Annotated in this window: 19 protein-coding genes and 1 rRNA gene; 1 reads left to right on the forward strand and 19 read right to left on the reverse strand. The window is 50.2% G+C overall.

From position 1 onward, the window contains the following. The 11 genes from ACTQ3A_RS12945 to ACTQ3A_RS12995 all read right to left on the reverse strand — a co-directional run. Positions 1 to 2,543: Cna B-type domain-containing protein (locus ACTQ3A_RS12945; protein ID WP_441495107.1), on the reverse strand; the 2,543-nt coding region annotated here is incomplete at its 3' end. Positions 2,544 to 2,701: 158 nt separating this feature from the next. After that, complete coding sequence (locus ACTQ3A_RS12950) at positions 2,702 to 3,010, reverse strand: hypothetical protein (RefSeq protein ID WP_441495106.1); 309 nt, start codon at positions 3,008 to 3,010, stop codon at positions 2,702 to 2,704. Between the two features lie 407 nt (positions 3,011 to 3,417). After that, complete coding sequence (locus ACTQ3A_RS12955) at positions 3,418 to 3,636, reverse strand: hypothetical protein (RefSeq protein WP_441101431.1); 219 nt, start codon at positions 3,634 to 3,636, stop codon at positions 3,418 to 3,420. After that, a complete protein-coding gene (locus tag ACTQ3A_RS12960; RefSeq protein WP_441101430.1) occupies positions 3,633 to 5,306 on the reverse strand; it encodes a nucleoside kinase in 1,674 nt (557 codons plus the stop codon). The genes ACTQ3A_RS12955 and ACTQ3A_RS12960 overlap by 4 nt, the downstream gene beginning before the upstream one ends. Before the next feature lie 321 nt (positions 5,307 to 5,627). Next, complete coding sequence (locus ACTQ3A_RS12965; protein WP_441101429.1) at positions 5,628 to 6,446, reverse strand: Nif3-like dinuclear metal center hexameric protein; 819 nt, start codon at positions 6,444 to 6,446, stop codon at positions 5,628 to 5,630. After that, the gene (locus tag ACTQ3A_RS12970; RefSeq protein WP_441101428.1) at positions 6,436 to 7,248 is read right to left on the reverse strand and encodes a tRNA (adenine(22)-N(1))-methyltransferase; all 813 of its coding nucleotides are present in this window, start codon (positions 7,246 to 7,248) and stop codon (positions 6,436 to 6,438) included. Before ACTQ3A_RS12970 ends, ACTQ3A_RS12965 begins: the two co-directional genes overlap by 11 nt. Before the next feature lie 78 nt (positions 7,249 to 7,326). After that, the gene (gene rpoD, locus ACTQ3A_RS12975) at positions 7,327 to 8,454 is read right to left on the reverse strand and encodes an RNA polymerase sigma factor RpoD (RefSeq protein WP_441101427.1); all 1,128 of its coding nucleotides are present in this window, start codon (positions 8,452 to 8,454) and stop codon (positions 7,327 to 7,329) included. Positions 8,455 to 8,573: 119 nt separating this feature from the next. Beyond that, complete coding sequence (gene dnaG / locus ACTQ3A_RS12980) at positions 8,574 to 10,364, reverse strand: DNA primase (protein ID WP_441101426.1); 1,791 nt, start codon at positions 10,362 to 10,364, stop codon at positions 8,574 to 8,576. A 299-nt stretch (positions 10,365 to 10,663) separates the two neighbouring features. Then, positions 10,664 to 11,671 (reverse strand): deoxyguanosinetriphosphate triphosphohydrolase, encoded by a 1,008-nt coding sequence (locus tag ACTQ3A_RS12985; RefSeq protein ID WP_441101425.1) that lies wholly within the window; start codon positions 11,669 to 11,671, stop codon positions 10,664 to 10,666. Positions 11,672 to 11,990: 319 nt separating this feature from the next. After that, complete coding sequence (locus tag ACTQ3A_RS12990) at positions 11,991 to 13,259, reverse strand: HlyC/CorC family transporter (protein ID WP_441101424.1); 1,269 nt, start codon at positions 13,257 to 13,259, stop codon at positions 11,991 to 11,993. A 144-nt stretch (positions 13,260 to 13,403) separates the two neighbouring features. Beyond that, positions 13,404 to 13,628 carry an LDCC motif putative metal-binding protein gene (locus ACTQ3A_RS12995; protein ID WP_441495105.1) on the reverse strand — a complete coding sequence of 75 codons (225 nt, stop codon included), beginning with the start codon at positions 13,626 to 13,628 and terminating at the stop codon, positions 13,404 to 13,406. A gap of 275 nt (positions 13,629 to 13,903) precedes the next feature. On the opposite strand from ACTQ3A_RS12995, the gene ACTQ3A_RS13000 reads away from it, so the two are divergent. Then, positions 13,904 to 15,031 carry a DUF362 domain-containing protein gene (locus tag ACTQ3A_RS13000; RefSeq protein ID WP_441101421.1) on the forward strand — a complete coding sequence of 376 codons (1,128 nt, stop codon included), beginning with the start codon at positions 13,904 to 13,906 and terminating at the stop codon, positions 15,029 to 15,031. Between the two features lie 143 nt (positions 15,032 to 15,174). Here the strand turns inward: ACTQ3A_RS13000 and aguA are convergent, their stop codons facing one another. From aguA to ACTQ3A_RS13040, 8 genes are all read right to left on the reverse strand, one after another. Next, a complete protein-coding gene (gene aguA, locus ACTQ3A_RS13005) occupies positions 15,175 to 16,281 on the reverse strand; it encodes an agmatine deiminase (protein WP_441495104.1) in 1,107 nt (368 codons plus the stop codon). A 42-nt stretch (positions 16,282 to 16,323) separates the two neighbouring features. Further along, positions 16,324 to 17,400 (reverse strand): polyamine ABC transporter substrate-binding protein, encoded by a 1,077-nt coding sequence (locus ACTQ3A_RS13010; protein ID WP_441476268.1) that lies wholly within the window; start codon positions 17,398 to 17,400, stop codon positions 16,324 to 16,326. 64 nt (positions 17,401 to 17,464) lie between these two features. Beyond that, positions 17,465 to 18,304 (reverse strand): ABC transporter permease, encoded by an 840-nt coding sequence (locus ACTQ3A_RS13015; RefSeq protein WP_441495103.1) that lies wholly within the window; start codon positions 18,302 to 18,304, stop codon positions 17,465 to 17,467. 3 nt (positions 18,305 to 18,307) lie between these two features. Then, the gene (locus ACTQ3A_RS13020) at positions 18,308 to 19,189 is read right to left on the reverse strand and encodes an ABC transporter permease (protein ID WP_441495102.1); all 882 of its coding nucleotides are present in this window, start codon (positions 19,187 to 19,189) and stop codon (positions 18,308 to 18,310) included. A 133-nt stretch (positions 19,190 to 19,322) separates the two neighbouring features. Then, entirely contained in the window at positions 19,323 to 20,432 is a 1,110-nt protein-coding gene (locus tag ACTQ3A_RS13025; protein WP_441495101.1) for an ABC transporter ATP-binding protein, read from the reverse strand. Positions 20,433 to 20,527: 95 nt separating this feature from the next. After that, positions 20,528 to 20,878 (reverse strand): P-II family nitrogen regulator, encoded by a 351-nt coding sequence (locus ACTQ3A_RS13030; RefSeq protein WP_441101415.1) that lies wholly within the window; start codon positions 20,876 to 20,878, stop codon positions 20,528 to 20,530. Positions 20,879 to 21,337: 459 nt separating this feature from the next. Further along, on the reverse strand, positions 21,338 to 21,679 hold the full coding sequence (locus ACTQ3A_RS13035) for a helix-turn-helix domain-containing protein (protein WP_441495100.1): 342 nt from the start codon (positions 21,677 to 21,679) through the stop codon (positions 21,338 to 21,340). Between the two features lie 295 nt (positions 21,680 to 21,974). Continuing rightward, positions 21,975 to 22,086: ribosomal RNA gene (locus ACTQ3A_RS13040) — 23S ribosomal RNA — on the reverse strand; the annotation flags it as partial.

Below are 22,086 nucleotides of genomic sequence, written 5' to 3' on the forward strand. Positions count from 1 at the left end.
TAACCGCCCTCGGCACTTCCTGTGACAGAAGATGTATAACCACTCGGAAGATCTGACACTTCTTTAACTGTATACGCGATCTTTGTTCCGCCATTTTTATACATCGGAAGTCCGGTCCACGTGTAAAGCCAGTTGTTTGACTCCGTCAGGGTCACCGGTTTACCGCTCGCCTTGCCGTCCGCGTAGAGCTGCACATTAACCGAGTTCGGGCGTTTGCCGTCCTGATTCCCACTGTCATTCCAGATCTTAGTAACTTTTATTTTAGTTGTCTCCGGCTGGTGCGTATTTGTAATGACAAAATAATGTTGCTTACTGCCATCGCTGATCTGAGACGTATATCCCTCTGGTACATCTACCTCTTTTACGCTATAGGTTATGTTGTTTGATGATTTATCCTTCTCGTCCAGATTGTCCCATGTATAAGTCCACCCATTATCGGCAGACAAGTCAACCGCTTCCCCTTGATTCTCACCATTGGCCAAAAGCTGGACCTTCACACTTGTCGGTCGTTTGCCGTCCTGGTTGTTGTTGTCTTCCCATTCCTTTTTTACGGTAACGCTTGTCTTTCCCGGAGTGTAGGTATTCGTAATGTCATAGCCATTTATAGTTTTGCTATAATCAGTGCTATAATCAGTGACATTATTTTCCGTGATCGTATATTCGATTTCCTGTCCGTTATCATCATATTTAGGGAGATTGTCGAAGCTATACTCCCACTGTCCGTTTTTGTCCGCTGTAACTGATTTACTATCTTTCACTGTACCATTGGCAAGAAGGTTAACCGTTATACTGTCCGGTTTTTTTACACTATTATATCCTGAATTATTCCATGTTTTTGTGCCGGATATGGTTACAGGTGTATATGTATTTGTAATAGTTTCATTATCATCCTTAACGGATTCCTTATCTGCAGTATACTTATCAACAGAACCCTCGCTGACAGTGAATGCAGCATCTTTGCCATCGATCTTCGCCGGCAAGCCATTATACGTAATTGACCATGAATTATCCCCTTTATCTGCTATCTCTGGTTGAAATCCCGTCAATTCCGTGTTGCCATTCATCAGGTGCAGTTTATTTTTATAAGTCTCCAGATCCGGACGAACGTTATCCTTATTACCGTTGTCCTTCCACACCTTAGTGAAGGTTAAACTTGTATCAGTGCTGGAAAGAGCGACCGTTTTGGTAATATCTGTCTGATGGATAACCGCGCCAATCATGTTCTGAAAGCCTTTTCCGTCAGGAGCTGTAACTTTACTGTCCGCCACATAAACCTTCAGATCAGGATCCATCCACGGGATAGTAGATGAGAGCGAGAGCGACATTGAATTCTGCGGTTTCTTAGAAGAAACCAGCGAAAAGCTTTCACCGCCCTTAACCTCAGTTTTCCCGGTTTCTTCAGTGACGCCATCTGGAAGGTTCAGGGTAAAATAAGTATTATATGTCTCCGGTACCTTAAGGGACAGCCGATCCGTGTGCCACTTATTATCACCTGTACTATAATAGAACGTGGGATCCCCGGAAATACTGACCTTTTCATCTTTCGGTTTTTCTGTTGGAATCAGATTCGTTGTATCCGCCTTGAGTAAGTTGTTAACCAAATCTGTTATAGAGATGTCTTTTCCGTTATCTGTTAATTTGTAGTCTTTCAGCAGTTTCCATATGGCATCGCGTGTGCCACCGTAAGCCTGTGACTCTGTCACATAATAATTGGCCATGAATGATTCAGAATATGCTTTTATAGGATCACCATAATTCATACAAAGAACCGCCCTATAGAACGGAAGCTGTATCAGCTGCGTATAGTCCAGTCCGGATGCTGTCTTCTTGTCCTGACCATTATAACTGAACACATCCATCAAAAATTCAGATAACAGTGCCATCTTGTTCTGGTTAGTGCGATCCGAATATGTAAAGGTATTGTTTCCAATACTGTCCGGGAAATCCAGCCGCAGGTACAGGGGCGGCGTCAGCAGTTTATTGAAATAATCCTCCGTGATTGTAGGAACGCTGTTCACTATCTTATACAGACCATATCCATTGTACGGATAGCCAGCATACAATAAGTTTTCCAATTTTGTCTTTAACTCTGTCTGTGTTTCACCTGTAATATTATTCGCATTAAAAAATTTTTCAAAGCTTGTCTCCGTATAAGTCGGGACATTCGGTATACCCTCTGTCTTGTGTGGCCAGTGCAGACTATTGTTCATGCAGTAAAGAATGATTTTTGTATCATCCTCTCCAATTACAGAATGAATATCAGTTTTTTCATCGTAGCCGATTGTGATACCAGACGAATTATTCGCTGTAGCGACCAGCAATGCATGAATCGAGAACTGCTGTGTCTCCAGTGTCGCTGTTCCGGCTGATGCATCTGCTGTGATATCCTCTTTTTCTGCCGAGGAATTCTCATCCTTCAGATGATAAGCACTTACAGAATCCTCTGCCTTCATCTCAGGCAGGGAAAACTGTACCGAAATTTCTTTTTCAGGTTCGATATTATGCTCACCACTGGCAAGATGGAAATCGAAATCATAGGCCATGACCTGATCTGTTGTCAGAGCATTATTGTTGGATGCTTCCTTAAGAGCGGAAAGAATCTGGTCGGAATCAACCTTTGTTACGGTGACCTGAATGCCTGACGGGAACGCTCCTTCCGGCGCACTGATTTGGATCTCTGTTCCATCATCCGCTTTTACGCTCATTGAAACTGCCGGGTATGATTCCGCACTGGTCTCAACCGCGCCTGAATCAGCGGTCGTCCCGGAAGCTTCAGCCGGTTCAGATGCAGCCTCTTCCTCTGCATCATTCGCGCTGTCGGAAGCAGAGATAACCGTATTGTCAGAACCAGTGATATCTGCAGCAGATTGGCTATTTTCATTTCCGGAAGATAATCCTGCATCTCCCAGAACGTCCGTCTCCGCAGCTCCGGTATCTTCATTTTCTGTCTGGTCAGCTTCAGAAATGCCGGCCTGCGCGGATGCAGACTCCTCTGCAGAATCGCCGGCATAAATCGCTGATGGACTCATGATACCTGCAATCATTGTAAAGATACATAAGACTGTGAGAATACGTTTCCATTTCTTCGTTTTTTTCATAAGAACCCCTTACTTTCAGTAAAATATTTCCGCCAGAATCTTCTTATACTTTGTTTGTGCTGATTTTCACCGATCTCTTTTACAAGTAATCTGTTTCGAGGCTTTCGTAAAGATCGTCAGATAAAAAAGCTTTAAAAATGCTTCCTGTTATCGTCTCAAAATCCTTCTGCTATTAGTTAAGTATAATTTGATTTTAATTACAATAGTAGGAATCATTACTATAATATCTTATAACACAAATAAAAACGAAAGTAAACACAATCTATCGTATACATTGTGTATTTTTTAACGAAAACGTTTTTGATATATCGTCGTATTCTCAGTCTTCCATCTTCCCGCTGATCCACCGCAGCATAAATCCCAGCGCATCTAGGCATGCCGCGATCAGAATCAGCGCAATGGTCAATGTGTGATCTCCGTATATGAGCAAATTTATATCCCAGATTGCAGCGCCGATCACGATAAACAGCGCTCCAAACAGGCAGATGGTGCCTATCGCCATAAGAATGTATCCTGAGATTCTTATGATTTTTTTCATACGTCGAAACAGCTCCCTCCTATGAATTCTCTGAGTATGGAGTTCACCGGCACGCTTTCCGAGGGCGTCCCGAGGAAATAGTCCAGAAACTTCAGCAGCCGTTTTGCCTCCAGATATTCCGGAGCATCCTCCGGCACCTGGAACAACAGCGGCTCGGCATAGATCTTCAGAACAGAAAGCTCATAGATCAGCGCCGAATTGTACATCACATCCGCGTTCTCCTGGTGGGGAAAAATATATTTTTCCTCGCCTCTTCGAACCGACGGCCATCTGCGGATTGTCTCCAGCGCGTCGGTTCCCCGGGTCCGGTAATCGCGGACAATGCGACGGAGCAGGCGGCCGTCGGTTGTCGAGATCGGGTTGTGGTCGTCGATATTCAGCTGTGTCAGAGCACTGATATAGACACGGTACACGCAGTCCGCCGGCAGGTGCTCCGACAGCTTCGGATTGAGTCCGTGGATCCCCTCGATGACTAGAATATCCGAATTCTTCATCTGCAGCTTCTGACCGTGATATTCCCTCTGGCCGGTCAGGAAGTTGAAATACGGAAGCTCCACCTCTTTTCCATTCACCAGATCACTCAGCACCTCGCGGATCAGCTCCAGATCGTAGGCCTCCAGGCATTCAAAATCATAATCTCCATTCTCATCCCTCGGGCAGTACTGTCTGTCGCGGTAAAAATTGTCGAGACTGATGGGGTGCGGGGTCAGCCCGTGCGCAGTGAGTTCAATCGACAGCCGGCGGGAGAACGTGGTCTTGCCGGACGATGACGGGCCGGCAATCATGACAAACTTCACATTGCCCCGCTTCCGGATGTCCTGCGCAATGTCCGACATCCGGCTTTCCTGTAGTGCCTCCGCCACCAGCAGCTTATGTTCAATATCTCCTCTTGTAATTGTATCATTCAGGTCCGCCACCGACTGGATTCCCATCCGCGAATTCCAGTCTTCTGAAAGCGACTGTACCTTGAAAAGCTTCGGGAAGGGTGCATATGGGCGAACGCGGTCCGGCTCGTCGTGTTTCGGGTAGACCAGAGCCACCCCGTCCTCATAGCAGCAGACATCAAATACCTTCAGGCAGCCTGTGCCGGGTACCATATAGCCATAGAAATAGTCCTGATAATCGCCGAGCACATACAGGTTCACCGTAGATACTCTGCGGTATTTCAGAAGTCTTTCCTTGTAGGCGATCCCCTGTTTCCGGAAAGAACGGATCGCGTCATAGGTGGACAATGTCTTTCGATGAATCGGCAGATTCTCCTCCACCAGCTCCCGCATGCGTTTTTTTACCAGAGAAGCGAATTCCTCATCCGGTCTGTCCTCTCCGCTGAAGGTGAAGTAATATCCGTTTCCATTTGAAAAATTCAGCGTGATCCGGATATCCTTTCCCGGATTGCGCCTCTTCTCCACATCCAGAACCGCCTTGTTGAAGAGCAGATTCAGGCTTCTTCGGTAGGTCGCCATGCCAATCTGATCCCTGATCGTGAGTGGCTCGACCACGCAATCCTCCTTCACGGGCCGGTTCAGCTCCTGAAGTCTTCCGTTTGCCAGAACCAGCAGAACCGGAAGGTTATCCGGGAGCGGGTGCGCTCCGATAAAATCGATGTAACGAGTGCCTTCGGTTACCTCGAAATGCTTTCCCTGATATTGAATCTGAAATGTTCCTGACATAATAATCTCCTCTCAGTCACTTACCATCTGCCTGAAGATCCATTGCTAAAGTAACAGATGTAAATCCGATGAGTGCGATGTGTGCCGCCACATTCCGCAGCCGCTGCGGATCACCTTGTGCCGTACACGCACTCCTATGCTCTTCTGGCATAAGCCCTGCCGAACTGTCTTCTTTTTTGAAAGATACATTATAAAAAACTGAACGATAAGTAAGAACCAAAATGAACGGATAAAATAAGAAAACAACGGGCGGAAATACTCTGTGAGATTTGCCAGAGCATTCCGCCTTTTTCTTTTTCCTTATCTTAATTAATTATCTGCTCAGATCACCGTGAACGGCGGAATGATCTTCGCGCCGCGGACTTTGCACTCCGGAAACAGCTTGGTCAGCTTCATCACCATGTAATCGATGAAGCAGTACTCTGTGCCGTAGTGTCCCGCATCGATGATATACAGTCCTCTTGCCATCGCGTCAATCGCACTGTGGTAGTCCACATCCCCGGTCACGAGAACCTGTGCGCCCTCGTCGATTACCCGGTCAATCAGACTCTTGCCGGACCCGCCGCATACTGCCACACGGCTCACCAGCAATCCGTCGTCTCCGGATTCTTCCTCGTTTTCCTCCAGTTCCTTCAGACCATAACAGCGCACGGTTGAGAGCCCGAAGGCGCGTCTGACCGTCACGGAAAAATCATACAGTGTCATCGGTTCTTCCAGATCGCCGACCCGTCCGATTCCCTCCTCGACGCCTTCATTCTCGCGTGTAACGTCAAGAACATGCGCGTTCTGCAGGTTCAGCTGATTCTCGTTGAGCTCCGCCATTCCAAGGACGTCGAAATTCGTGTGCATCGCGTAGCAGTTCACATCGTTTTCAATCAGGGTAAGAATTCTTCTGCCGATGAAGCTGTCGTCATTCACCTGCTTGATACTGTGAAATAAGAGCGGGTGATGCGTGATCATAAGGTCTGCTCCCCACTCCACGGCTTCCCGGATCGTCTGTTCCGTCGCGTCCAGGGCGACAAAAATCTTCCGTACTTCACGGTTTCTGCGACCCACCTGCAGTCCGGGGTTGTCCCATTCTTCCGCGCAGGATAACGGATATCCCTGTTCCAGTCTCTGAATAATCTCTTCACATCTCATATCTGCTGTATGCGGCCAGAAGCAGCCGCAGTTCCTCCTTTACTTCCTGAAGTCTTTGCATGGAATTCCCGCTGCCTGCCGCCGCGAGTCTTCCAGCGATCTGCTCATTGACCTGAATCTGCCACGCGAGATACTTTCTCAGGATCGGATCCCTGCGCCGGAGCAGAACCGGGCCAAAGTGCACCTCCATTTCACTGAGGACTGCCGGAGAAGACGGTTCAATGTGTCCTTCCATTTCATTATGTGCTGCCGGAGAAGACGGTTCAATGTGTCCTTCCATCTCATTATGTGCTGCCGAAGAAGACGGGCGCTTTTCTGCCTTGATGATCGGGTAGTATTTTCCGTCCTCAAAGATCATTCGTTCATCTGTGATCGCGAATCCGATCTCCGAAAGGAGCCGGCGGACCTTGTCCACCTCCGACTGCGGTTCCAGAACCAGCTCTTTCAGGGCCGCTGTGGTTGCCGGATGCGCCGTCAGGATGCGGCAGATCAGCATGCCTCCCATCCCCGCAATCACGGCCGTGTCCGCTTCCCCCGGCTTCAGCTTTTCCAGACCGTCCGAGATTCGCAGCTCGATCCGGTCCGAGAGTCCGGCGCCGTTCACCGTCTCCTGTGCCCGGGCGAGCGGTCCTTTTCTCAGATCCATGGCAATGGCAGAGGACACAATTCTATTTTCTACCAGGTATACCGGCACATATCCATGATCCGTTCCGATATCCGCCGTCCTGCTGCCCGGCGTCACCAGGGAGGCCACTGACAGCAGCCGTTCTGACATTTTGTTGATGATCGGTGTATTCGTCAAGATAATCCTCCTGCCCTCTGATGTTAATCGCTATATCCGTCCAGAAGGTTCTTCCGCCTTCTGCTGTTCATTGCCGGATTAATCCAGATAATCCTTCAGCTTTCTGCTGCGGCTCGGATGACGCAGCTTCCGGAGTGCCTTCGCCTCGATCTGACGAATTCGCTCACGGGTAACGTTAAATTCCTTTCCGACCTCCTCGAGGGTTCTGGCTCTTCCGTCATCGAGGCCGAAGCGGAGCCGGAGAACCTTCTGTTCCCTCTCGGTCAGCGTTCCAAGCACCTCTTCCAGCTGCTCCTTCAGCATCGTGAAGGCAGCCGCGTCCGCGGGCACCGGAACATTATCGTCCTGAATGAAGTCTCCCAGGTGGCTGTCCTCTTCCTCGCCGATCGGGGTCTCGAGAGATACCGGCTCCTGTGAGATCTTCAGGATCTCACGCACACGGTCCACGGACATATTCATCTCCTTCGCGATCTCCTCCGGCGTAGGCTCGCGGCCAAGCTCCTGAAGCAGCTGACGGGAGACACGGATCAGCTTGTTGATGGTCTCTACCATATGTACCGGAATACGGATGGTGCGGGCCTGATCGGCGATCGCTCTTGTGATGGCCTGGCGGATCCACCATGTCGCATAGGTTGAGAATTTATATCCCTTCCGGTAATCGAACTTTTCTACCGCCTTGATTAGTCCGAGGTTTCCCTCCTGAATCAGATCCAGAAAAAGCATGCCTCGTCCGACGTATCGCTTCGCGATGGACACAACCAGACGGAGGTTCGCCTCCGCCAGGCGTTTCTTCGCGTTTTCATCGCCGTCCTCCATCCGCTTGGCGAGCTCAATTTCCTCATCCGCTGTCAGAAGCGGCACCTTTCCGATTTCCTTCAGGTACATCCGGACCGGATCCTCGATGCTGACGCCCTCCGGAACCGTGAGATCGATGTTCTCAACATCGGTATCCTCGTTATCGTCCTCTCCCTCCTCGCTGAGAAGGAGCATGTCGTCATTCGGCTCCTCATCCTCACTCTGAATCCGAAGAACATCGATGTCATGATCCTCCAGATATGCCACAACCATCTTGATCTGCTTCTCGTTGAGGTTCATTTCCTTGTAATACTCGACGATCTCCGTGTATTCGAGAGCGTTTTTCTTCTTCTTGGCTACCTCAATGAGGCTTTTGGTTTTTTCCAGCAATTTCTTGTTATCTGCTTCCATGAATGTTCTCCTTCTTCTGATGTACTTGTAAAAAGTACAATTTTCTGTCTATGTCATCCCCGCGCTTACTTACGTAACGCAGCGCGGATCATACGCTTTATCTGCACAGTCCTGCTTTTTTACGAAAAAATATTTTCCGGCAGTCCTCTTGCCCGAAGCTGATCGAGCTTTTTTCTCTCATCCATGATCTTCATGAATCCCTGCATATCCGCGGGATCCAGCTCATCAGCTCTCTTGTCGATGCTCTGCCGCTTCATGCGGCAGAGAACATCGAAAAGCGCCTTCTTGCGGTCTGCCGGACTGTCCAGTGTGATATCTGTGTTGAAGAGAGAGGCGGCCTCTGTCTGCTGTGCGCTGTCCTCGAAATGATTGATGATGGCGGCCGGGCTGATTTTGCCCTTCGCTCCCTGCTCCCAGACCATTTCCGCGACCTCCCGGTACATCGGGTTGGTAAAATCCGCAGGCGACAGATAATCCTTCAGCTGTTCCAGAAGCCCCGGCTGTCCCGCAATCCAGGTGAGCATCAGCTTCTGTTCCTTGTCCGCCGGAGCCGCTGCCATGGCTGCCTTCTGCCTTCGCGCATCGGTGCTCTTCGGCGGCCGGATCTCGGTTCTTCCCACGCCCTTCAGCGCTTCCCGGTTGATCTGTGACACCAGCATGCTCTGCTCGATGTGATATTTTCTCGCGATTGCCTCAGTGTAACTGTTTCTCTCAATCTCATCCCCGATCTCAAGAAGCATGGCCGCCACCTCGTGAAAAAATCTGCTTCGCTCGCCGGGATCGTTCATGTCGTAATTCTGTTCGGTCATGCGGACCATGAAGAGGAAGCTGTTCTCCGCCTCCTCCAGCCTCTGCTCGAACGCCTCGGCTCCCTCTGCCTTGATGAATTCGTCCGGATCCTTGTGCGGCCTCAGGTTTACCACCTTTGTGGAAAGCCCAGCCGTCCGAAGCATCGGAATCGCCCGCAGAGCCGCCTTCACACCGGCGCCGTCCATATCGTAGATGACCAGAACCTGTTTCGTGAACCGGCTCATCAGCGAGCACTGCTGAGAGGTCAGCGCCGTTCCCAGCGAAGCAACGGCGTTCGTGTAACCCGCCTGGTGCATCGAAATGACATCCATGTAGCCCTCACAGATGATGAAGTTCTTCCGGCGCGTCCTTCTCGCCACATTCAGGCCGTACAGATTCCGGCTCTTGTCGAACACAGGCGTCTCCGGGGAGTTCAGATATTTCGGTTTTCCGTCTCCCATCACCCGGCCGCCGAAGCCGATCACCCGGCTGTTCGCGTCCATAATGGGGAACATGACCCGGTTCCAGAACTTGTCTGAAAATCCCCGCTTCTCATCGACATGAAACAGCCCGGATTCCTTCAAAATCCCGTCGCTGTAGCCTTTTTTCTTAAAAAACTGATACAGATCGTTGCTGTATTTGTCGGCATAGCCAAGTCCGAAGCTCCGCATGGTTTCCGCACTAAGCCCGCGCCCTTCCAGATACCTCAGCCCGGCCTGTCCCGCCGGGGAATGGAGTCTGGAATAAAAATACAGCGCCGCCTGCTTGTTGATTTCCAGAAGTCTCGACCGCTTATCCTGTTCTTCCCGCTCCTCTCTCGAATACTCCGCCTCCGGAAGCTTCACGCCTGCCCTGTCCGCCAGAGCCTTGATTGCCTCCTGAAAGCTGTAATTCTCGTACTCCATCAGAAAGGTGTACACATTTCCGCCTTTGCCGCAGCCGAAGCAGTAATACATCTGCTTGTCCCGGCTCACCGAGAAAGACGGCGATTTTTCATTATGAAACGGGCACAGCCCGAAATAATTGCTGCCCCGCTTCTGAAGCTTCACATATTGAGAGATCACATCCACGATGTCGTTTCGTTCACGGACATCCTCGATGACCTCATCTGTATATCGCATGATTCCTCAAATAACCTCCTGTCCGTATCTGACGGTATCACTGTCTGACTGACGATTGGCTATGTAAGCCGCCATACAGAAGATACATCCTGACGATTACTCTGTAAATCGTCTTATGGGAGATACATTCTGACAATAGCTCTGTAAACCGCCATATGGAAATATATCCTGACGATTGCCCTATAAACCGCCATATGGAAATATATCCTGACGATTGCCCTGTAAACCGCCATATGGAAGATCCATCGTGCCGCAGCCTTTATGAGATGCGGATTTCGCGCGATCGCGCTTCCTTCCTGTCACAATACGTCCCAGGATTTTGGAATGTAGATCTCCCGGAATTTGTGAATCGCGTACTGGTCCGTCATCCCGGAGATGTAATCACAGACAACCCGCTCCGGTGTCTCGCCCTGCTCCAGCATCTTGCGGTATTCTCCCTTCAGAAGCTCCGGATGCCGGACGTAATATCCATACATCTCTGTCAGCATCCTGTCCACCTTGATCTCCTCGGACTTTGCCACCGGATTTGTGTACACATCCGCAAACATCAGCTTGCGGAAGGTCATCATCGCGTCATGGATCTGCTCCGACTGCCGGATATCATCGCGGTCCCGGCTGCTGGCGATCAGATCCATCACCAGTGTATTCAGCCTCTCGCGGGAAGTATATCCAAGCGTCATCCGCAGCGTAATCGGAATATCGTCTTCGCTGATGATCCCTGCCCGCTGCGCATCGTCCATGTCGTGATGAATATACGCAATCTTGTCACAGATCCGCACGATCTTTCCTTCCAGCGTGTGCGGTGTCGTGCTCATCTGATGATTCAGAATTCCGTCCCGCACCTCCCAGGTGAGGTTCAGCCCCTCCCCGTTTTTCTCCAGCTTTTCCACGACACGGAGACTCTGCTCATAGTGACGGAACCCCGACGGACAGAGCCTGTTCAGGGTTCTCTCCCCGGCATGGCCGAATGGAGTGTGCCCAAGATCATGCCCCAGAGCAATTGCCTCGACAAGATCCTCATTAAGCCGCAGTGCCTTCGCTACTGTCCTGGAAATCTGGGATACCTCCAGCGTGTGTGTCAGGCGCGTCCGGTAGTGATCTCCCTGCGGCGACAGGAACACCTGCGTCTTGTCCTTCAGTCTCCGGAAGGACTTGCAGTGCAGAATCCGGTCACGGTCGCGCATGTAATCCGTTCGAACGGTATCCTCGCTGATCGGCCAGTCCCGCCCCCGCGTCTCCCGGCTGTGGGCAGCGTAAGGGCTCAGATCATCCAGTTCGTTTTCTTCAATCGCTTCCCGAATATTCATGGCTCTGCTCTCCAATCTTTGCCGAGAATGCTGCTTTCCCGAAAAAATGCGTCTATTATATATTTACGACGCCAAAAAGGATTTTCCTTTTTTATTTTGAAAAGTTTCAAACGCAAAGCGTTAAATTTTTGTCCGTCCAGACAAGAAAAACACCAACCCCGGGTGGATTGGTGCTGGTGTAGACTGCTGATCTAAGCAATGCTGAGTCGGGCGACGATTTTGCAGAATTCTTGATTTTCGTCGCCTGACAAGCTCTAAATAGCTTTGACTGAGCGGCGGTTCTGCCGAATTCTTGTTTTCCGTCGCCTGCGGACAGCAGCTACTGTTGATCACCCCTGTCCTCTTTCTCCTCCGGATGCTCCACATGAAGCTTGATTTTTCCGACTCTGTGTCCATCCATTTCGAGAATCCGTATGGTCATATTCTCATAGTGGTAAACATCCCCGCGGGAGGGAACCTTTCCGGCGATCTCCAGAATCCATCCGCTCACGGTGATCGAATCATGCTCCCGCTCACATCCGATCTCATCGAAGAGCTTTTCAAGGTTTGCGGAGCCCTCCACCACATAGTCGCTGTCCGTGATCTTCCGGATTTCCTGGACAATTTCGTCATGCTCGTCCCAGATCTCGCCGACCAGTTCCTCCAGGATATCTTCCATGGATACGATACCGACCGTGCCGCCGTACTCATCGACCACGACCGCCAGGTGAATTTTTTTCTTCTGAAGCTCGCGCAGGAGCTCGTCGATCTTCTTGTGCTCCGTAATAAAGACCGTCGGACGTATGATAGAGTCGATCGTCCGGTCCGAGCCGAAAATCTTGTTATAAAAATCCTTTTCATAAAGGATTCCCGTGATATGGTCCATGTCCTCCCGGTAAACCGGAAGCCTCGAGTAGCCGGTCTGGGCAAAGATGTCCGCGATTTCCTGATTGGAGGTTCCATACTCCACTCCGACGATATCCACTCTCGGTGTCAGAATATCAACCGCCTCCTGATCCCGGAATTCTATTGAATTGCGGATCAGATCGCTTTCCTCCTCACCAATGCCGCCACCGGTCTCCGCCTCATCGACGATTGTCAGAAGCTCCTCGTCCGTGATTGCGCGGTCTTCCTCACCTTTAATGAGCTTCGCCAGAAACTTCTTCCACAGTCCGAAGAGAAAATTCACCGGCGTCAGAACTACAACGATACAGCTCAGAAGCGGGGCAGCCAGCATCGCCACCTGCTCCGGAAACTCCGACGCCATGCTCTTAGGCGAAATCTCGCCAAAAATCAGGAGCACCAGCGTCGTCACCAGCGTCGCAATGCCGGAACCTGCATCCTCTCCGAGCATACGCACGAAGAAAACGGTTGCCAGCGACGTCGCGCCAATATTTACGACGTTGTTTCCGACCAGAATCGTGGAGAGGACGCTGTCATAGCGGTCCAGCAGCTTCATCACAAGGATCGCCCGCCGGTCTCCCTTCTCCGCCATATTCTTGACCCGGATATGATTCAGCGAGGCAAACGCCGTCTCCGTCGCTGAAAAATAAGCCGACAATATTACACAAATTACGATAACCACCAGAGTACCGATATTTTTTTCCATATCTTTCCTGCATTCATCCCCTCAAAAATCTCATTGTTCACGACGCAAAACCCTTGCCCGGGCATTATCTCTGCCGTTCTTCGCGGCTCTTCCGGCCCCGGGCATTACCTCTGCCTTTCTTCGCGGCTCTTCCGGCCCCGGGCATTACCTCTGCCGTTCTTCACCGGTCTTCTGACCCGGCTGATTCTGCTGTTTCAGCTTGCAGCAGTCCGGCACCTCGCCGTGAAACGCTTCCTTGTTCGAATCCGCCATACGCTTCAACCACGCATTCCAATGATTTTTGATTCCGGAAAAAATACTCATATGACAAAAGCCATTTCCTTTCTTGATCGTTCGGATCATCCTTCTTGCATTACGAATTCTCATCATATCTGAAATTTCCCTATTGCTGATATCTGGAAGTTCTTTTCTGCACGGGATTTCACCGTATTCCTATCATAGCACGGAAATCCTTTTTCGCAAGCCGGCATATCCTGAATTCCTGCCTGCTGTACCGGCAGGGCAGAACCTGTCTTGAATTATGCCCGGACAGCTTTTATAATAATATGTACAAACAAAAAAAGACTTTTTCCGGATCAACCGCGGGCGTTCGCGCACAATCACTCGGGAAAAAGTCGGATTCAAATGTATGCGGAGGGAATCTGATGGAAAAATCAAAGGTCTATTTTACCGACTTTCGTACACACACAAATGGCCCGAGCCTGCCGGGGAAGCTGGCGAAGCTGATTCGCAAGGCAGGAATCGGCAGCATTGATATGGACGGAAAGTTTGTAGCAATCAAGATGCATTTCGGCGAGCTCGGCAACATCTCCTATCTGCGTCCGAACTACGCAAAAGCAGTCGCTGACGTGGTAAAGGAACTCGGCGGAAAGCCCTTCCTGACCGACTGCAATACGCTCTATCCCGGAAGCAGGAAGAACGCGCTTGATCATCTGAGCTGTGCTGAAGAGAACGGCTTCAGCATGGCGACCACCGGATGCCACGTCATCATCGGCGACGGTCTGTGCGGAACCGATGAAGTGATCGTCCCGATCCGGAACGGTGAATATCTCAAGGAGGCATATATCGGCCATGCCATCATGGATGCCGATATCCTGATCAGTCTCACCCATTTCAAGGGTCATGAGGCGACCGGCTTCGGCGGCGCGCTCAAAAATATCGGTATGGGATGCGGAAGCCGCGCCGGCAAGATGCACCAGCACAACTCCGGAAAGCCACATGTCATTGAAGAGCAATGCCGCGGCTGCAGGAGCTGCGCAAAGGAATGCGGTTCCGATGCCATTTCTTACGAAAGCGGGAAGGCACACATCAACCAGGATATCTGCAAGGGATGCGGACGCTGCATCGGTGCCTGCAATTTCGACGCCATCGTAAACAACAACTGGGACGCCAACGAAATCCTCGGCTGTAAGATCGCCGAATACTCCCAGGCAGTCTGTGACGGCCGCCCGACCTTCCACATCAGCCTGATCACTGATGTCTCACCGAACTGTGACTGCCACCCGGAGAATGACGCCCCGATTCTTCCGAATATCGGAATGTTTGCCTCCTTTGATCCGGTTGCCCTCGATCAGGCCTGCGTTGACGCTTGTCTCGCTGCCACACCGATCCGCAACAGTCAGCTCGGAGACAACCTCGCGAAACCGGACTGGCACCATCATCACGACCATTTCCTGGACAGCAACCCGAACGTACGCTGGAAGGAGACACTCGAACACGCCGAGAAGATCGGCCTCGGCAGCCGCTCCTATGAACTGATCACCATGAAATAAGGATCCGTCAATGATACTCTTGTAGTAACAACCAGGAAGGGATGCCTCGTGGTGATGACAGGAAAGCCGCATCCATGAAGCATTGACTTGCAGTGACAGATTTCCCGGATCCATCAAAAGGGTCCGGGAATTTTTTTGTCCTTTCACGCGTGACAGACCCGGGGCTGCTGCTGTGTGATACAGTGGATATTGCCGCCCCCATAAACGATCTCTCTGGTCCTGACACCGACCGTTTGCCGGTCCGGGAACATGGCAGCGATTTGCCGAAGGGCCACCTCATCATTCGGGTCATCATACTGAGGCACGATCACCCCTCCATTTACAATCAGGAAATTCAGGTAAGACGCCGCGCAGAGTTCTCCGGGATTACGAGGAATCGCATGACCGCTGCTCTCTACTTCATAGTCTTCGGGAAGACGGACCGGATACTTCGGACAGCAGACCGGATGTACCTTCAGTTTTCTTCCCCTGGCATCCCGCGACTGTTCCAGAACGCGAAGCGCTTTCTGTGATGCCTGATAAAACGGGCTGTCCGGGTTTTCTTCCCGAATGCATGCCACCTCCCCCGGACGGACAAAGCATGCCACATCATCAACATGTCCGTTTGTCTCCTCCGGATCAATCCCGTCCGGAATCCATATCACCTTCTCTGCCCCAAGATAGGCACAGAGCCGCTGACCGATCTGTTCTTTTGTCAGTACGGGGTTTCTCCCCTGACTCAGAAGGCACATTTCTGTCGTAAGAATAGTTCCCTCGCCATCCGTGTGAAAGGATCCTCCCTCAAGAATAAAATCAGCGCGATACCGGTCAATCCCCAACATGTCGCAGATTTTTCCCGCAAGGGCATCATCCTGATCCCATGGCTGATATAATCCGTCCACATCGCCGCCATAAGCATTGAACCGCCAGTCACAGGCACGCAGTCCTCCCTTGTCATTGACGACAAACGAAGGGCCGGTATCCCGGATCCAGGCATCATCAGAAGACATCTCAATCACTTCCACATCCGGAACATTTAGGAACGCATTCTCTGCCCGCTCCATCTGATCCGGAGACGCGAGCATGCAGACCGGTTCAAACGCGGCAATTGCTCTTGCAGCATCGGCATAGGCTTTCTGCGCCGGAAGCGCATGCTCTCTCCAGTTATCCGGCCTTTCCGGCCATATCATCCAGATTCTGTCCTGTGGTTCAAATTCTCCCGGCATCCGGTACCCATCCCTTCCGGGAAGTGAATTTCTGATGAAACCCATCCTCTTTCCTCCTGATCCTGTTCGCAGTTCCCATTTATCCGTTCACCCCTTCAGCTTCGTCCACATGCTGTCCAGTGTCGCAATGGTGTCCGTATCCAGATTATCCACATATTCTCCTGCGGAAATTACGCTCTCCGGCGGGTTTTTCGCCTCATTATCTGTGTAGTCTGCGCCCATCGCCTTTACCGCTGCCGTATTCGGATTCAGATACGGGAATTCCTTGGAAATTGCCTCTGAGGTTTCCGGCTCCAGGATGTAATTGATAAATTTCTCCGCAGCGTCCTTGTGCTTTGCGCCCTTCGGGATCGCCCAGTTATCCATGAAGACATACGCGCCCTCCTTCGGGAATACAATCTTAATGTCCGGATTTTCTTCCATGGCAAGCGCAATCTCCGCACTCCAGCAGAAACCGACCGTACAGTCACCGCTGATCAGAGAAGATTTCGGCGAATCCGAATCATACACCTTGATATTGTCCTTCAACGTCAGAAGTTTCTGTTCCACCTCCTTCAGCTTATCCGGATCTGTCTCATTCATGGAAAGCCCCATCGAGCGCTCGGTCATGCCGATCACCGCACGGTAATCGTCCAGTACAACCAGGGAATTCTTCAGAGACGGATCAAACAGATCATTGTAGCTGGTGATTTCCTTCTTGACCTTCTTCGTATTGACCGCAATTGCGGCAACGCCGCCCTGATACGGAACAGAATAGGTGTTGTCCGGATCATAAGACGGATTGAGATACTGCTCTCCGATATTTTTCAGATTGGTCAGCTTGTCCTTATCCAGCTTCTCCAGCATATCCTGGGAGATCATCTGCTTTACCATATAATCCGAGGGCTGGACGATATCATATGTGCCCTCCGCCTCCGCCTTCACCTTGGCGAGCATATCTTCATTCGAAGAAAACGTAGTAACATTCACCTTGATGCCGGTCTCTTTCTCAAAATTCTGAATGACACTGTCCGGAATATACTCTGTCCAGACAAAGATGTTCAGGCTGTCGGCGTCTCCGCCGGAGGAGCTCCCTCCGGAAGTGTTGATTCCGCATCCCGTAATACCAACGGCCATAGCAGCCGCAAGTCCCAACGCAAGCATACTCTTTATTTTTTTCTTCATATCGATCTCTCCTTCCCTTACTCCCACATTGCTGTTTCAACTCTCCTTGTACCACACGGAACACTCAGTGTTTTACCTTGTTCCTCCTGCGGTTCTTCCGGCTGAAGATACCGCTCTGTGTCAGAATAACCAGCACGACAGTTCCGACCAGAATCAGCGTGCTCAGCGCGTTGACATCCGGCGCGACGCCGCTCTTGATGCTCTCCATCACCTTCAGCGGGTAGGTCTTTGTCGTACCGTTTACGAAGTAACTGATAATCACGTCATCGATAGAAAGCGTAAATGCCAGCAGCGCTCCGCCCGCGATTCCGGGAGCAAGCACCGGGAACGTCACCTCGAAGAACGTTCGGATTCGGTTCGCCCCGAGATCCATGCTTGCTTCCTCAAGTGAAATATCATACCCCGCAAGTCTCGATCTTACGTTAAAGATGACAAAAGGAACGTCAAAGGTTACGTGCGCGAGAATCAGCGTTCCCATGCCTCTGGGAATTCCGGTCCCGGCAAACATGGTCAGAAGTGATATACCAAGCACAATCTCCGGAATCACCACCGGAATGTACAGCAGCGCATCGATCAGTTTCTTCCCGCGGAACTTGTAGCGGTACATGCCGATCGCACCCAGCGTACCGATCGCGGTGGAGAGCAGGGTACTTACCACAGCAAGAAATATCGTGTTGCCAAAGGAGTTCAGGAGTGCCGCGTTTTGGAGCAGTTCTCCGTACCAGTACAGGGAAAAACCCTTCCATGACAGATATGGCTTCGTCATTGTCCCGTTAAAAGAGTTGACCACAATAACCACTATCGGAAGAAACAGAAACGCATACACCAGAAAGAGGAATATTCTCCGACCGGGAGTGATCTCTCCCTTTTTTTCCTTCGCCATTACCTTATTCTCTGTATTCATCAGTCACACCCCCAGACTTTCCATGTCGCCTCCGAGCCTCTGATAAATCCGCACAAGCAGAAGCGTTACCAGAATCAGGATGATGGAGAGCGCGGCTCCAAGAGGCCAGTTGTTGCCGCTCTGGAACTGTCGCTCAATCAGGTTTCCGATCATATCGGTGTTGCCTCCGCCGAGGATATCGGATACATAGAAGTATCCGAGCGCCGGTATAAAGACCATGATGCATCCGGAAAAAATACCGCTCGATGTCAGTGGCAGAATCACTTCAAAAAATGTCTGAACCTTTCTGGCTCCCAGATCTGCGGAAGCCTCCAGGAGACTGCCGTCCAGCTTCTCAGCCGCCGAATAAAGAGGCAGGACCATGAATGGAAACAGGCAGTACACCATGCCGAGTACTGTCGTCGCCGGATGATAAAGGAGATCCAGCGGCTCCTTTACCAGATGCACCTTCAGCAGGAAAGTGTTCAGCCACCCGCTGTTTCCGAGAAATGTCTTCCATCCGTATATCCGGATCAGCGAATTTGTCCAGAACGGTATAATTACAAGCATGTAGAAAACATTCTTCCTCTTGCTTTTTGTTCTCGCGATGATCCACGCAAAGGGAAAGGCGATCAGCAGCGCCAGAACCGTGGAAAGAAAAGCAATCAGCAGCGACTGCAGGTATATTTTCAGATAGTCCGGATCAATCAGCCGGATATAATTTTTGAATGTAAACTGAAAAACAACGTTGTAATTCTCATCAATATTGCAAAAGCTGATGACAATGACGTAGATCATCGGGATCGCCACAAACAGAATCATCCACAGACTCACCGGAGCGACGGTGGTCAGTGCCGGCAGAATCTTTGAACGGAACCGCATCGTTTTTTTGCTTTTATCACCCACACCTGTCACCTCCAAACATGAGCTGTGTGTTTCAATTTTGAAAACAGATTGACGACATACACGAAATCATCTCCTCACACGGTCGGCATGCTCGATTGAATTTCATAACAACTGAGAAATTGGAATGATTTTCTCACACGATTGCCATATTATTCAGTGCATTATAGATAGTATTGTCACTGTTGTGGAGAAGCACCGCATCTCCTACATCCCAGGTGACATAGACAACCTCTCCTACCTTAGGCACTTCTTCGCCGGAGAGCCGTTCCGCCCTGACCTCGTTTCCGTTCGGAAGCACGATGTTGCATTTTAAAACCGAGCCGACATAGATATAATCCTTCACGATGCCCTGGAGTCCGAAGCTGCCGATGTCATCCTTGTAGAATCTGATTTTCTCCGGACGCACGGATATCGTGACAAATTCTCCGTTGCTGAAGCCGTCCCCCTTCGCCTGCACAAATCCGTTCTCCACGGCAACCTCGCATGTCCTGCCGGCGATTTCGACAATGCAGCCTTCGAAGATATTTGTCTCACCAATGAAGGTCGCGACAAATTTCGTCGCGGGATGTTCATAAATTTCAGAGGGAACAGCGACCTGATCGATAATGCCGTCGTGCATGACAGCGATCCGGTCGCTCATTGTCAGAGCCTCCTCCTGATCGTGAGTGACATAGATAAAAGTAATGTTCAGTTTCTTCTGAAGGCGTTTCAGTTCGAGCTGCATCTGCTTCCTCAGCTTCAGATCGAGCGCGCCGAGCGGTTCATCCAGGAGAAGCACCTTCGGCCGGTTGATCAAAGCTCTTGCGATCGCCACCCTCTGCTTCTGACCGCCGGACAGCTGTGCCGGGTAACGATCCTCGAATCCCTCAAGCTGCACCATGGAGAGCATCTCTTCCACCCGCTCGCGGATTTCCGGCTTTGGTACTTTTTTCATACGTAACCCGTAAGCTATGTTGTCGAAAATTGTCTTGTGCGGGAATAAGGCATAGGTCTGAAATACTGTGTTCACATCCCTCTCAAAGGGCTGCCTCGCTTCAATGCTTTCTCCCTCCACCCGGATGCTCCCGCTGCTAGGGATCTCAAATCCCGCAATCATCCGCAGTGTGGTCGTTTTGCCACATCCGGATGATCCGAGAAGCGTCAGAAACTCACCTGCCTTCACGTGAAGATTCATATCCTTCACGACGTGATTGGTGCCGTATATTTTGTTCACATGGTCCAGTTCAACAATATATTCGCTCACTCTGGTATCACCTCTTTGAATAATAATGTATCTATCCGGTCGTTTATGCGACTCGGCCAGAGCAATACAGGAGTACTCAGGTCTGCTGTATCAACTCAGAGTGCTTCATCTCCGCGTTCACCGGTACGAATACGGATTGCATCCTCGATCGGCCGGATAAAGATTTTTCCATCTCCCACATGATCCGTAGCCAGCTTATCCCGGACGGCCTCGATGATCGGCTCAACCTTCTTGTCCTCTACTACGATCTGAACACGAATCTTCGGCAACAGGTTAATGGTTGTCTTGAGCCCCTTCAATTCCTTTACCGCGGTATCGGAGGCTCCTTTCTGCGTCCCGCAGCCCATAGCTGTGGAAATTGTCATACCTCCGCAATTCTCCTGATCCAGAATAGCCTTTACATCCTCGAGTCTGTCAGGTCTGATGATCATAACCAGTTCCTTCATATTTTTTCCTCCTTCCATTTCAAACACTAGTCAGACATGGCAATGCACTCTTCGCGGATGATATCCCGCCGATGCGAATGGAGCCTCACACGTCTGCTTCATGAATCAGTACCTCTCACTGTTCGAGTAAAAAAATAAGGGCGCACCGGGAATTCCTTCCCGATACGTCCTTGTATCATTAACAGTACATACATCATTTTCACCGACATGTAGTACAAAAAAAGTACCCGACCATCGCTAAAGATGGCAGATACTTCATTGTACGTCTGACAAGTTTTCAAATTTCTTTTTCTTGAATTATGTATGCTATACTAGCAAAGAGGAATTCGTAAAGCAATACTTTTCTTCAGGTATTTCTGGTATTTTCTAACAGTTTTATAATACTTTCTGATAACTTTGCGGTACTTTCTAACAGTTCTGTGGTACTTTTTAAACCGTCTGCGCATTTTTAGTGATATGTCATTCCACATTCGTCCAGATGCTGAGCGTATCGATAACCTTCTGTTTGTCCTCTTCCCCCAGCTTCTCTACCATCTTGGATATTTTATGATCCAGAGAAGTTTTCCGATACGCCGGTACCGCTCTTCCGACAAGCTCATCCAGTGTGATCCCGGTTAAATCGCCATAGTAGCACAGCACACGGAGAGACATTGCAGTCCGACTGTTTTCGACGTTACTGATATATCCGGGCGTCACATTCAGGGTTCTGGCAACATCCCCCTGTGTCAGACCGTGTTCCTTTCTCAGTTTCTTCACTACCTGTCCGAGATTTGCGAATTCAAAATCACCTTGTTTGCCCATCCGACTGCACCTCTTCAACCATCTTTAGAAATATATTATGAGCGGGTGCAGTATTCTCAGGGTATAGACAATGTTCATAATATTATATTGAAAATGCCTTCGAAAATGCATTCAGTCTCTTACACACGCTTTGCGTGTGACGAGCCTGTCTGCGTTTTCGAAGAGCTTATACAATTAAAAAGAGCCTGCCGAAGCAGACTTTTCATAAGATCAACACATACCTTCAAAACTGAATACACAAACTCTTCCCGGGAATCCGTCTCCGGATTCCCTCCTTCCGTTCCAACTTATGCTTCAGGTCAAACCCTCGACCGATTAGTAACAGTCAGCTCCATGCCTTACGGCACTTCCACCTCTGCCCTATCAACCTTATCGTCTTTAAGGGGTCTTACTTCTTTCGAATGGGA

This window comes from Bilifractor sp. LCP21S3_F8 (assembly GCF_052117805.1).
Taxonomy (GTDB): domain Bacteria; phylum Bacillota; class Clostridia; order Lachnospirales; family Lachnospiraceae; genus Bilifractor.

Bases quoted from the DNA above. Each gene is read 5' to 3' on its own strand.
- ACTQ3A_RS12965 (WP_441101429.1), bottom strand. From the start codon at position 6,446: ATGAGATGTGAAGAGATTATTCAGAGACTGGAACAGGGATATCCGTTA.
- ACTQ3A_RS12990 (WP_441101424.1), bottom strand. From the start codon at position 13,259: ATGGAAAAAAATATCGGTACTCTGGTGGTTATCGTAATTTGTGTAATA.
- ACTQ3A_RS12955 (WP_441101431.1), bottom strand. From the start codon at position 3,636: ATGAAAAAAATCATAAGAATCTCAGGATACATTCTTATGGCGATAGGC.
- ACTQ3A_RS13000 (WP_441101421.1), top strand. From the start codon at position 13,904: ATGGAAAAATCAAAGGTCTATTTTACCGACTTTCGTACACACACAAAT.
- rpoD (WP_441101427.1), bottom strand. From the start codon at position 8,454: ATGGAAGCAGATAACAAGAAATTGCTGGAAAAAACCAAAAGCCTCATT.
- ACTQ3A_RS12960 (WP_441101430.1), bottom strand. From the start codon at position 5,306: ATGTCAGGAACATTTCAGATTCAATATCAGGGAAAGCATTTCGAGGTA.
- ACTQ3A_RS12985 (WP_441101425.1), bottom strand. From the start codon at position 11,671: ATGAATATTCGGGAAGCGATTGAAGAAAACGAACTGGATGATCTGAGC.
- ACTQ3A_RS13010 (WP_441476268.1), bottom strand. From the start codon at position 17,400: ATGAAGAAAAAAATAAAGAGTATGCTTGCGTTGGGACTTGCGGCTGCT.
- ACTQ3A_RS13015 (WP_441495103.1), bottom strand. From the start codon at position 18,304: ATGAATACAGAGAATAAGGTAATGGCGAAGGAAAAAAAGGGAGAGATC.
- dnaG (WP_441101426.1), bottom strand. From the start codon at position 10,364: ATGCGATATACAGATGAGGTCATCGAGGATGTCCGTGAACGAAACGAC.
- ACTQ3A_RS13030 (WP_441101415.1), bottom strand. From the start codon at position 20,878: ATGAAGGAACTGGTTATGATCATCAGACCTGACAGACTCGAGGATGTA.
- ACTQ3A_RS13035 (WP_441495100.1), bottom strand. From the start codon at position 21,679: ATGGGCAAACAAGGTGATTTTGAATTCGCAAATCTCGGACAGGTAGTG.
- ACTQ3A_RS12995 (WP_441495105.1), bottom strand. From the start codon at position 13,628: ATGATGAGAATTCGTAATGCAAGAAGGATGATCCGAACGATCAAGAAA.
- aguA (WP_441495104.1), bottom strand. From the start codon at position 16,281: ATGGGTTTCATCAGAAATTCACTTCCCGGAAGGGATGGGTACCGGATG.
- ACTQ3A_RS12950 (WP_441495106.1), bottom strand. From the start codon at position 3,010: ATGCCGGCGATTCTGCAGAGGAGTCTGCATCCGCGCAGGCCGGCATTT.